This is a genomic window from Magnetococcales bacterium (assembly GCA_015228935.1).
Taxonomy (GTDB): domain Bacteria; phylum Pseudomonadota; class Magnetococcia; order Magnetococcales; family DC0425bin3; genus HA3dbin3.
The window spans coordinates 1-11,323 of the sequence record JADGCO010000118.1; the positions used below are offsets into that span (position 1 = coordinate 1).

The window sequence follows — 11,323 nt, forward strand, 5'->3', positions numbered from 1 at the left end:
CCTTGCGATCTGGATAGCTTTTATGCTCGATCAAGACGTAGAAGAAAGCATCTTTACCTGTGATTGTTTTGGCCCGGAACAAGCGGTCGGAATAATAAGCAGACAACTCATCGCTCACGAATGATCCATCAACCAGTTCCGGATCTCCAGGGGCCAGAATGGCGGTTATGGGTGGGGGAAGGCGTTCACGCAGGAGATGTCCCGCTGATTCAGGATGAAGGAGCAGCACCTTGATCAGACGGTCGTGGGGGTGGGCCAGATCGATCATGATTCGTGCTTTATATTTTTAGACGACATTTTAAATGCATCTACCTTGAGGTGTGTATTTTTCCAAAAAACGGACAAAAGACCGCTTTTTTGTGAGTGATGCCGGTTCTGGACCCTGGAAGCGACCAGAACGAGTATGGCATTTTTTTGTCAAGAAAATCAATGCCAAAAATAAACTGCCATGGTTTTGTTGTTTGTTTCAGACCAAATCAGTGGAAACTGCGTCTGATATAGGGAAACCCTGCTGTTTGCAGCAGGGGCACTATCCGGGTTTTGCATTGAGTGCAATATTATCCAATTGTTTACCTGAACCGGACATCCAGAAGTATATATGGTTTAAAAGTAAATTAACTTTCGTATAATAGTTTAGAGAATTCACCGAAGAAATCATATTTTTTCCAATCATCTGTCTTATAATGTTCGTTTGCACGGTCATTATTGCTTAAATGTTCTGCGAATAGGCTGGATTTATTCCCATATTTGCCTTTAACAGGGAGAGCGCACATGGATGCCAGAAAGGACATCAGATAGGTATCGGCGAGAAACTCCCTCAATGCCCCGATTTTTTTCTCGTCTTCAGGTGTTTTATTTCTCCCCTGAATACTACCTATTAAGCGATTCATTTCTTCCCAAAAAAATTTACGAAATACATAAAACCCTGTACCGGTCTTCAGACCTTTTCCTGCCATATCCGGTATCAGAATACTTCCATTATGCATAATATAGCCATCATCATATAAGATGTTTACAAACTCTGCGTTGCACCGAGTAGCAAGGTTACCAAAATCATCAGATAATAGCTTGATTTTCTTCCGGACATCAATATTATTGTGCTTTAATATTTCAAGATGCCAACGGGCCCAAAATAAATCGTCATCATTTTTTATTTGGAAAGCCAGGACAGAATCAAGACTTTTCTCCAATACACGTAAATTAGCGTAGTAGGGATTGGACGTGCGTATATTATTAAAAATAGTTTCCCCCTGGAGATTTCCAAACGGATCAACAGGTTTATCTACAAAATGTACCAACGATAATTTAGATAGATCGTCATCCTTATATTCACGTTTTTTAAATTGGCTCAGGATGAAGGGTTCCAGGGATATACTGTCAGCCATGTCCATGTAAGAATCGACGAATTTCTCCAGAATGCGCCTGGATTCAAAATCATTACTAACTTCTTCAAGACCATATTGGTGACGAATGGCCAGTCCAACCGGTTCCGGGTTGACACTCAAAACAAATACCAGGGGCAATTTTCGCATGGTGAAAAAGATTCGCAACTGTTTGATAACTTCAAAAGCTTCATGTGGGTCACAACGATCAAGCTCGTCAATCAACACCACCATTCGTTTATCTTTCAGTCTGGGGGTAAGAAATTTTCCCAAAGAATTCTGGGTCTGATCGACCTGGGAATGGTACATTTTAAGTAGTTCTTCTGCTTGAGACTTGGTGGGGTTATCGGAAATATATTTAATTAAGGCTTGAATCTGCTCAACAGTTTCGTTTCCCAAGTGTTTTTTGAGTAAGGATGAAATTGGAGCGCCAAACAATTTAAGCATATCACGCGAAAGGCTGATCAACTCGTCTTTTGTGTCCGGAATATTATTACTATCATCGCTTGCGGCTGTTTCTATCATGCGCGTAACCAGCGCCGGAATCACTTCCATGAAGCTGGCATATTTCCATGCATTAAAGTAGATTACTTTATATCTTCCATGTAAATCATTATGTAATTTATCATGTTGTCTGATGCCTGACAACATTCCAGCAAGAAGTCCGAGAAAAACGCTCTTGCCACTACCCCAGGATCCGAACACCCCAAAGGTAAATGGCAAATTTTCGGAGGAGAGTTTTTCGATGCGATTGATGAAAGGGACCACCTTTTGGTCAATGATTCCAAGTTTATCCTCGGGGGTGGTTTCCAGAAACGATCTCATCTCCCCATCTTTTATATCTTCAATTTTGACCATGACAGCCTCCCGAGTCAGATTTTATTACACCATGGATACAACATACACTAGAATCATTCCACGAGTTGATTGATTTTGTCAAGTGTTATTTTAAGCCGATTGCAAAACCCATCGTGGCAAAACTGAAGCCGAAAAGACGAGGATTTCTCTCTGGATGTATGGAAAATCTCGGATGATTTTCCAGTTTACTTGCCTGCCGTCATGGCCAGCAGCGGTGCCCAGCCGGCCTTGAAATGCCGTTTGCCCAGCAGGCGGTTGCAGAGATCATTCAGGCCAAACCAGTGGAAATGGTGTTCGATGCGGGAAAATCCTATTGTTTGCAACAGGGTCAGCAGGGGACGATGATCCAGGCCGGAGGCATGAATTTCGGTCAAAGCGTAAAGTTCCCGGGTCAACTGATTGTTGACCTTCTGGTATTGGCGTTGGGCCGCATGCAGGTGGCGATAGAGGTGCAAAGGCAGGGCAAAGCGCTGGCTGAAGGCCAGGGCCATGTCATGATCGGTGTAAAAAATACCCCCGGGTTTCAACACGCGATACACCTCATTGATCAGGGGGGCATGCTCCAGGAGATGATGCAGGGCCGCAAAACAGACCACCACATCCAGGGAGCAGTCCCGAAAGGGGAGGGCACCCGCATCGCCACAAGTCACCGCACCTGCCGGTGCGGCAAGACGCAAAATTTCCACGGAAAGATCCAGACCCGCCACAAAACGAAAATGGGGACGGGCACACCGCATGACCACCCCACTGCCGCATCCCAGATCCAGCAGGCGATCACCAGATGCCTCCTGGCGCAAGGTGGCCAGGCGGGATTCGATCCAGGTCAGGACCGGTTGGGTGCGACGCCCATCCACGGTTTCGTAAACCGGTGCGGCAAGATCGTAAAATGTTTTGTTGGCCTGGCGAACCTGATCGGCAGTGATGTGTGGGTCGTTCATGGCAATAATTTTTGCGTCCGATACCAATCCACGGCGGCGGCCACGCAGGTTTCCAGGGATTGTTGTGGATGCCAGCCCAGGTCGCGTGCGGCCTTGGCTGTGGAAAAATATTTATAATGAAATATTTCCCGCACAATGGCCGGGGTAACGAGATTGACGGCCTGGGGATTCTCTTGTCGCAGGCGGGTCAAGACCCAGGCCATGGCCAGCAAAGGGGCATAAGCCAAACCGGGAAGGGTCAATCGGGGTGGTGCCACGCCCAGAACCTGGGCAATACGTCCCGTCAACTCACGATAGGTCAGGTTGCCGCCATTCAAAATATAGCTCTCGCCCGGACGGCCTCTTTCCGCCACGGCCAGCAATCCATCCACAAGGTCCAGGACGGCAATGAAGCTGGTACCTCCCGGTGGGACAAACAACATCCCTTTTTGCACGGAGCGGATGATCGAGCCGGAGTTCATGCGGGCATCGCCGGGACCATAAACCGTCGAAAAACGGGCGATGCGAACATCCATGCCCTGCCTGGCCTGCTCCAGCAGGAGATCCTCGGCCAATTTTTTGGTCCAGGCGTAGGGTTGCTCCGGGCCGAGTTGGGGGGTGGCGGTTTCGTCCAAAACCTGTTCGGGAGTGTGACTGACGCCCAGCACGGCACAGGCACTCAGGTGTATGAAGCGTTTGATGCCAACTTCCCGGGCCGTTTCCACCAGGAGACGGGTACCTGCCACGTTGATCTCCTGGGCAAGGGCATCGGTCCGAAAGGTGATGGCGGCGGCCCCGTGAAACAGCCAATCACAGCCAGTCAATGCCCGGCGATAGGCCAGGGGTTCCAACAAGTCACCCACCACGGCCTGGGCACCAACAGGGACACGGTCCGGATTGCGGGTCAAGACCCGCACTTCATGGCCGTCTTGGATCAGCCGGGCAACCAGATTGCGGCCCACAAACCCGGTGCCACCAGTTACAAAAATAATGCCCATCAGGAGTTCTCTCCGGTACGCTTAATTTTTTTGTTCAGGATCGGTCTCTTCGTAGCGGGATATCCGGCCGTGAGCATCCTGGAAAGGCTTGTTGTGTTTAGCCAGATACTCCCTGTCCTCTGCCGCCAGACAGAGTTGGCCATAATCGGCAAACCAGGGATTTTGCAGGGCACGTTGGCGAATGGTGGCCAGGGACTCCTCGAAAAGATTGCCCAGGGAGGTATGAAGAAAAGGGCAGGGGAGAACATCCCCGAACGGGGTGATGTAGAGAATCTCCTTGACCGCCCCACAGCCATAATGGATGAAATTAGCTGCAAAATCAGTTCTTACCAACGGATTGCGGGCAGTCAGTTCATCCAGAAAAAGCCGGTCGGCAGGGGAAAAAAAAATGTGTGTGTTGTGTTGCCACTCGCCCACGGGGGCAGCCAGGGCCAAAAACAGGATGACGTTCATGCCGGTGACCAGATCGATCAAATCACGCAAATCCTGTGAACGCAGATTTTCCGGGGTGACCACGGCCCCTACCGTGACCCGCAGACCCACTTCCATGGCCGTGCGGATGGTCTGCATGGTCTTGGCAAAGGTTCCCTGGATGCCTCGAAAGGCGTCATGAATTTCCGGTTTGGCACTGTCCAGGCTGATGGTCAGAATATCGACCCCGGCCTGCCGCAGGGCAAGAATATTTTCCCGGTCGAGCAGGGTGCCGTTGGTGGTCACGGAGACCACGTTGCGTTCCGGGCGGACGGCCTGGATATACTCTTTCAGTTCCGGATAGAGGGTCGGCTCGCCACCCTGGAAGGAAAAGTTGACGGCCCCCAGAGCCATGGCTTGTTGGGCAATCTCCGCATATTCCTTCGGGGTGATGCGGCGACGCCCCCGACTTTGGGTGGGTTGCATCTTGCGGGGGTTTTGTTTGTGTGCCGGCGACACGCCTCGGCGCATGCGCCCATCTTCCAAAGCCGTGGCAAAGCAGTGCGCACACTTGAGATTGCAACTGTAACCAATGGCAAAATCCACATACCGCAAAGGTCGCCGTCGCAGGAAAAGAATTCCCAGAAAGGTTTTGATCAGCCGTCCGATCAGAAAGGGCTTGCCCATCCTGACGGCATAGCGAAAATTGAGCAGGTATTTTTTCACGAGGGGCGTTTATTGTATCTCATGGGTGAAATTGGCATCCGATCCCGCCAAGGTTTGTGCTGGTGGCTTCTGGTGTCATTGCGCTGAGAAAATTGGCGATACGATCAAGTTCTTCAGCTTACGAAAACTTCATCAATCGACCTGGCATCAAATATTTTGTCACTCCATAGCTCCAGGGAGGCAAGATCGGCACTTTTCACAGTGTCATGAATACCCGTCGATAACGGACCAAAACGCCGTTGCAGTAAACGGAGGAAAACGACTGCCGCTCCTTCTTTAAGACCTTCTTTAAGGCATTCTTTGAGACCTTCTTTGAGACCTTCTTTGAGACCTTCTTTGAGACCTTCTTTAAGGCCATCCTGGTGGCCTTCCTGGCGGCCTATTTCCATGCCAATCCGTTCCACGCTTGAGATGTAAGGCATTTTCTGGTTCTCCTCAATGTTAAGAATCTCTTGCCGAAACCGCTTGTCGATTTCTTCCGGCAAGCGGAGTACCCAATCGATAAAACGAAAAATATCAATTACCTGTTGGCGGCTGAAACCCCGCTTGTACAGACTGCGGACCAGAGACAATTTGCTTTGATAGCGATCTTCTGGTTGATTCCTGGTTTTTTTGGCGTACAGGTGCGCCAAAGTGACCATGGAAAACGGGTTGCTGGAACTCTCCAGATTGGCCTGATGTTCCAGATAATCCAGCAATTTTACGGAGAAAAACTGGTAGATCAGGCTTTTTCCCCACAGTGTACTGCTGTATTCCGAGGGACGCCAACCGATATCTTCATCGGCGAGGATTGCCAAACCCACCACGGGCTTTTGTTGTAGGTCGTAGGCCCGATACTGGTAGGTATACATTCTGGTTTCAAATTCCGGTACCCGGTCGCCTTGTACTTCAATATGAATCAAAACCCAATGTTCGTCACCGTTGCATTGCCAAACCTTGACCAGCTTGTCCATGCGCCGGTCGCCGATTTCTGCCTCGCGGGTGATACTGGCCAACTCGGTATCCAGAAATTCGTAGCCACGCTCCCAATCAATATTGTCATGCGCAATCGGCAAAAAAAAGGCCAGAAAATCCTTGAAGTAGGCCTCCAGAATGTCTTTCCAGGGGGTATCAAAGGAATCTTTTTGGGGTTTTTCATGACTTTCTGGCATGGGCGTTTCTCGTTCTTGAGATTTGGCACAAAAATTACTTATATAGAAATTTTTGTGCCAGAAAAATTTTATCCGTCCATTACCAGTATGGCCTTGCTCGCATGTTTCGCAAGCCAAAATACATAAATTATTGGGTGAGAAATCCATGCCGTGAAAAATAATACTTGACTATTTATCTCGGGTATTGCATGCTGTGACCGTTCGATATCTTTCGCTTGGCGGAAGGTGGGATGGGGCAGGAATGAGGTCAGGGTGGGGAACAGGCAGGTATGTTTGCACGAATTCGCAATGATATCCGGGTGGTTTTTGCGCGTGATCCGGCAGCCCGCAATTTTTTGGAGGTTTTGCTCTGTTATCCAGGGGTTCACGCCCTGCTGGTCTACCGACTGGCACACTGGCTCTGGTACCATCGTGCAAAATTGCCGGCACGCCTGCTCTCCCACCTGGGACGCATGTTGACCGGGATCGAAATTCATCCGGGGGCACGCATCGGCGAGGGATTTTTCATCGACCACGGCATGGGTGTGGTGATTGGCGAAACCACGGAAATCGGAGCCAATGTCACCATCTATCACGGTGTCACTCTGGGTGGAACCTCCTGGCAGAAAGGCAAACGTCATCCGACCCTGGAAGACAATGTGATCGTCGGTGCCGGAGCCAAAATACTCGGACCGGTCACCATCGGCATGAATGCCCGGGTCGGATCCAATGCCGTGGTGGTCAATAATGTTCCCAAAGATACCACGGTGGTTGGAATTCCGGGCCGGGTGATCATCGGTAACCGGAAAGGCAAGTCCGATAACATGTTTCCTGCCTACGGCCACCTGGAAAGCATGCCCGATCCCGTGGTCAGGGCCATCACCTGCGTCCTGGAACACATGCATCAACTGGATGACCGGATCGAACTGCTTGAAGAGAGGGGGAAAATCATGCCAATCCAGATGGATGACCAGGACATTACCCTGGAAATCAAAGAGAATAAATCATCAACCGACAGGCCGGGCAAAAGATCAGGCACGGATTGCCTCCAGGGTGGCACCAAATCGACTCAGGATATAAATGGGGACATGCAAGAGGGGTGCAGACCATGAAATTGACCACCAAGGGACGTTATGCGGTTTCGGCCATGCTTGACCTGGCCTGTCATACAACGGATGGCCCGGCGTCACTCGCCGATATCGCCAAACGCCAGGAAATTTCGCTTTCCTATCTGGAACAGCTTTTTGCCAAGCTGCGGCGGGGCGGGCTGGTACGCAGTGTGCGCGGTCCCGGTGGCGGCTATCTTCTGGCGGGGTCGGCGGATACAATCAGCGTGGCAGACATCATCCGAGCCGTGGACGAATCCATCCGCACCACCACCTGCGATACATCAACCGAGGGTGGCCAGGGTTGCGTGCGCTCCAGCCGTTGTATCGCCCACCATCTGTGGGTCGAACTGGGCGACAGGATTCACCAGTATCTGGAATCCGTCCATCTGGAGGGTCTGGCCGAAGCCTACCGAACAGGCCGTGGCCTCCACAATCATGGAACCGTAGGACTGCCGGGATGATCTACCTGGACCACAACGCCTCGTCGCCGGTGCGACCGGCTGTCCGGGAAGCCATGCTCCCCTGGCTGGGAGAACAGGGTGGGTCCCCCTCCTCCATCCATGCCTCCGGTCGCCTGGCCCGGCAGGCCGTGGAATCAGCCAGACGTACCCTGGCTGAATTTTTGAAGGTTCATGCCACGCAGGTGGTGTTCACCAGCGGGGGCACCGAAGCCAATAATTCCGTGTTGTCCGGTTTGGCCGCCGGGAAAAATTATCAGGGTGACATCATTGTTTCTGCAATTGAACACCCTTCAATCCTCGAACCCTGCCAAAGCCTGGCCCGGCGGGGCATGAACATCATGATTGCACCGGTCGATGCCCGGGGAGTGGTGGATGCAGAATGGATTCTGTCGGCATTGAAACCGGAGACCTGCCTGGTGTCGGTCATGTTGGCCAACAATGAAACCGGGGTGATCCAACCCATTGAAACCATCGGTCAAGGATGTCGTGCCCGGGGGATTCCCCTGCACGTCGATGCCATCCAGGCAGTCGGCAAGATTCCTGTGGATCTCAGCCGTCTGTCAGTGGATTTTTTGTCCGTATCGGCGCATAAACTCGGAGGCCCCAAAGGAGTCGGTGCCCTGATTGTCGATAAACGGTTTCTGTTGGAACCCCTGCTCCAGGGGGGAGGACAGGAGTGGGGGCGACGATCCGGAACGGAAAACGTGCCGGGTATCGTCGGCTTCGGGGCAGCGGTTGCGGCGTCAGGCTCCTCTTTGGACGAAGAGTCCAACCGGTTGGTTCAATTGCGGACCTTGTTGGAAGAGAGCGTGCTTGCCGAAATTCCGGATTGTGTCATCTTTGGCCGGCACATGCCCCGGTTGCCGAATACCACGCTCCTGGGTCTGGCCGGCATGGAGGGTGAAACACTGGTCATGAACATGGATCTGGCCGGTTTTGCGGTCAGCAGCGGTTCGGCCTGTGCGTCGGGCAAGGTGGCGTTTTCCCACGTCCTGCGGGCCATGGGAGTCGCTGAAAGTCTGGGACGTGGTGCCCTGCGCGTCACCCTCGGCTGGAACAACAAGGCAGAAGATGTGGAACGCTTCAGTGCAAATTTTATCCGGGTGGTCAAGCGTCTGCAAAACATGTCCGGAACCTTGACCACGGCAGGTGGCTGAAAGGAGATGACTCTGATGAAACTACCCATTTATTTGGATTATCAAGCCACCACACCCGTCGATCCCCGGGTTTTGGAGGCCATGTTGCCCTGGTTTACGGAAAAGTTCGGCAATCCGGCGTCGCGGTCGCATCCCTATGGCTGGGAAGCCGAAAAGGCCGTCGAAGCCGCCCGGGGAGATGTGGCGGCACTGATCGGTGCCGATGCCCGAGAAATCGTGTTCACCTCTGGAGCCACCGAGTCGGACAATCTGGCCATCACCGGGGTGGCCCGTTTCAATCGGGAAAAAGGAAATCATATCATCACGTTGGTAACCGAACACAAGGCGGTCCTGGACACCTGCCGCCACCTGGAGGCCGATGAGGGGTTCCGGGTCACCTACCTGCCCGTGGAACGCAATGGCCTGGTCAACCTGCAAACCCTCGCCGATGCCATCACCAAAGAGACCATTCTCGTGTCGATCATGGCGGTCAACAACGAGGTCGGCGTCATCCAACCCCTCGAAAAAATTGGTGCCCTGTGCCGCTCCCGCAAGGTGTACTTCCATTGTGACGCCGCCCAGGGGGTGGGCAAGATTCCCCTGGATGTCGAAAAAATGCAGATCGATCTGCTGTCGGTCTCGGGACACAAAATCTATGGTCCCAAGGGGATTGGTGCCCTTTATGTGCGGCGACGGCCCCGGGTCCGCCTCAAGGCGATCATCCATGGTGGCGGTCACGAACGCGGCATGCGTTCCGGGACTCTCTCCACCCCGTTGATCGTCGGCCTGGGTGCGGCCTGTGCGATCAGCCGGCAGGAGATGCCGCAGGAAATCACCCGCCTTCAGGAGTTGCAAAAACGTCTCTACCAGGGCATCACCTCCCGTCTGACCCATGTGGAAATCAATGGTGACCTGGAGCAACGTGTGCCGGGCAACCTCAACATTTCCTTCGGCTACGTCGAAGGGGAGTCCATGATGATGGCGATCAAGGATGTTGCGGTTTCCTCCGGTTCCGCCTGTACGTCGGCATCCCTGGAACCCTCCTATGTCCTGCGGGCCATGGGGGTGGGAGAAGAGATGGCCCACACCTCGATCCGGTTTGGCCTTGGACGGCAAACCACCGCCGAAGAAGTGGATTTCGTGATCGACAAGGTGGTGACAGCCGTGGAAAAATTGCGCTCCATGTCCCCCTTGTGGGACATGGTGCAGGAGGGAATCGATCCCGGCACGGTTCAATGGAGTGGACATTGACCAGGGGGCGTTTTGCGTGCCGGATTGTTCCAATGCGCCGGCGAATGGCCGGACCGGCACAGATGAACCTGGCAGATCAGGTCGGAAGGTTTACCGGTTTATCCGTCGTCTTTTTGAAGCAAACTGACAGAATTGTCTGGGAGAACGCGCATGTCCTACAATGAAAAAGTTCTCGATCACTATGAAAATCCCCGCAATGTCGGGGTGTTGGATAAGAATGACCAGAATGTCGGCACCGGCATGGTGGGGGCACCGGCCTGTGGCGATGTCATGCGCCTGCAAATCCGGGTCAACGACCAGGGGGTCATCGACGATGCCAAATTCAAGACCTTCGGCTGTGGTTCGGCCATTGCCTCGTCCTCCCTGGTGACCGAGTGGATCAAGGGCAAGACCCTTGATGAGGCCCTGGCCATCAAAAATACCCAGGTGGCCGAGGAACTCGCCCTGCCGCCGGTCAAGATTCACTGCTCGGTTCTGGCGGAGGATGCCATCAAATCGGCCATCCAGGATTTTCGCCAGAAACAACAAAAAAAGGAGGCCAAGTAATGTCTGCGCCAGAACGTTCCATCACCATGACCGAACGGGCCGCCGAACGGGCCAGAAACATGCTCACGCAACGCGGCACACCCGAGGGAGCCATCCGCATCGGGGTCACGACCTCGGGATGTTCCGGCATGTCTTACAAGCTGGAATTTTGTGACACCGTGGCCGCCGAAGATCATGTCTTCGACAGTCATGGTATTCGACTCGTGGTCGATGACAAATCCCTGCTGGTCTTGAATGGCACCCTGGTCGATTTCGAAACCGCCCAGTTTCGTTCCGGGTTCAAGTTTGTCAATCCCCAGGAAAAAGAGCGGTGTGGGTGTGGTGAATCCTTCAAGGTGTAAGGGGCTGTCCATTAACCCTCGGATAAAAAAAATTGGAAAGAAAGATTTTATTGGGGC

The 11,323-nt window shown here is 52.7% G+C and carries 12 protein-coding genes; 6 read left to right on the top strand and 6 right to left on the bottom strand.

Features of this window, described 5'->3' with window-relative positions; all coding sequences use genetic code 11:
• The 6 genes from HQL65_18325 to HQL65_18350 form a co-directional block, all read right to left on the bottom strand.
• Positions 1-268: Rpn family recombination-promoting nuclease/putative transposase (locus HQL65_18325; GenBank protein MBF0138193.1), on the bottom strand; the 268-nt coding region annotated here is incomplete at its 3' end.
• 346 nt (positions 269-614) lie between these two features.
• A complete protein-coding gene (locus HQL65_18330; protein MBF0138194.1) occupies positions 615-2,240 on the bottom strand; it encodes a hypothetical protein in 1,626 nt (541 codons plus the stop codon).
• Positions 2,241-2,425: 185 nt separating this feature from the next.
• Positions 2,426-3,178: a methyltransferase domain-containing protein gene (locus HQL65_18335; GenBank protein ID MBF0138195.1), complete on the bottom strand. Its 753-nt coding sequence runs from the start codon at positions 3,176-3,178 to the stop codon at positions 2,426-2,428.
• Positions 3,175-4,155 (bottom strand): NAD-dependent epimerase/dehydratase family protein, encoded by a 981-nt coding sequence (locus HQL65_18340; GenBank protein MBF0138196.1) that lies wholly within the window; start codon positions 4,153-4,155, stop codon positions 3,175-3,177. The genes HQL65_18335 and HQL65_18340 overlap by 4 nt, the downstream gene beginning before the upstream one ends.
• Positions 4,156-4,176: 21 nt before the next feature.
• Positions 4,177-5,292 (bottom strand): radical SAM protein, encoded by a 1,116-nt coding sequence (locus HQL65_18345; protein MBF0138197.1) that lies wholly within the window; start codon positions 5,290-5,292, stop codon positions 4,177-4,179.
• A gap of 113 nt (positions 5,293-5,405) precedes the next feature.
• Entirely contained in the window at positions 5,406-6,443 is a 1,038-nt protein-coding gene (locus HQL65_18350; protein MBF0138198.1) for a DUF4351 domain-containing protein, read from the bottom strand.
• A gap of 269 nt (positions 6,444-6,712) precedes the next feature.
• Between HQL65_18350 and cysE the strand changes: the two genes are divergently transcribed.
• From cysE to HQL65_18380, 6 genes are all read left to right on the top strand, one after another.
• Complete coding sequence (gene cysE / locus HQL65_18355) at positions 6,713-7,534, top strand: serine O-acetyltransferase (protein MBF0138199.1); 822 nt, start codon at positions 6,713-6,715, stop codon at positions 7,532-7,534.
• Positions 7,531-7,992 (top strand): Rrf2 family transcriptional regulator, encoded by a 462-nt coding sequence (locus HQL65_18360; protein ID MBF0138200.1) that lies wholly within the window; start codon positions 7,531-7,533, stop codon positions 7,990-7,992. The genes cysE and HQL65_18360 overlap by 4 nt, the downstream gene beginning before the upstream one ends.
• A complete protein-coding gene (locus HQL65_18365; protein MBF0138201.1) occupies positions 7,989-9,149 on the top strand; it encodes a cysteine desulfurase in 1,161 nt (386 codons plus the stop codon). The genes HQL65_18360 and HQL65_18365 overlap by 4 nt, the downstream gene beginning before the upstream one ends.
• A gap of 15 nt (positions 9,150-9,164) precedes the next feature.
• The gene (iscS, locus tag HQL65_18370; GenBank protein MBF0138202.1) at positions 9,165-10,379 is read left to right on the top strand and encodes an IscS subfamily cysteine desulfurase; all 1,215 of its coding nucleotides are present in this window, start codon (positions 9,165-9,167) and stop codon (positions 10,377-10,379) included.
• A 150-nt stretch (positions 10,380-10,529) separates the two neighbouring features.
• Entirely contained in the window at positions 10,530-10,925 is a 396-nt protein-coding gene (gene iscU, locus HQL65_18375) for a Fe-S cluster assembly scaffold IscU (protein MBF0138203.1), read from the top strand.
• Positions 10,925-11,266 (top strand): iron-sulfur cluster assembly accessory protein, encoded by a 342-nt coding sequence (locus tag HQL65_18380; protein ID MBF0138204.1) that lies wholly within the window; start codon positions 10,925-10,927, stop codon positions 11,264-11,266. Before iscU ends, HQL65_18380 begins: the two co-directional genes overlap by 1 nt.
• Positions 11,267-11,323 lie beyond the last annotated feature (57 nt).

Excerpts from the sequence above, each read along its gene's own strand:
- HQL65_18330 (MBF0138194.1), bottom strand. The coding sequence starts at position 2,240 with ATGGTCAAAATTGAAGATATAAAAGATGGGGAGATGAGATCGTTTCTG.
- HQL65_18335 (MBF0138195.1), bottom strand. The coding sequence starts at position 3,178 with ATGAACGACCCACACATCACTGCCGATCAGGTTCGCCAGGCCAACAAA.
- HQL65_18340 (MBF0138196.1), bottom strand. The coding sequence starts at position 4,155 with ATGGGCATTATTTTTGTAACTGGTGGCACCGGGTTTGTGGGCCGCAAT.
- HQL65_18350 (MBF0138198.1), bottom strand. The coding sequence starts at position 6,443 with ATGCCAGAAAGTCATGAAAAACCCCAAAAAGATTCCTTTGATACCCCC.
- cysE (MBF0138199.1), top strand. The coding sequence starts at position 6,713 with ATGTTTGCACGAATTCGCAATGATATCCGGGTGGTTTTTGCGCGTGAT.
- HQL65_18360 (MBF0138200.1), top strand. The coding sequence starts at position 7,531 with ATGAAATTGACCACCAAGGGACGTTATGCGGTTTCGGCCATGCTTGAC.
- HQL65_18365 (MBF0138201.1), top strand. The coding sequence starts at position 7,989 with ATGATCTACCTGGACCACAACGCCTCGTCGCCGGTGCGACCGGCTGTC.
- iscS (MBF0138202.1), top strand. The coding sequence starts at position 9,165 with ATGAAACTACCCATTTATTTGGATTATCAAGCCACCACACCCGTCGAT.
- iscU (MBF0138203.1), top strand. The coding sequence starts at position 10,530 with ATGTCCTACAATGAAAAAGTTCTCGATCACTATGAAAATCCCCGCAAT.
- HQL65_18380 (MBF0138204.1), top strand. The coding sequence starts at position 10,925 with ATGTCTGCGCCAGAACGTTCCATCACCATGACCGAACGGGCCGCCGAA.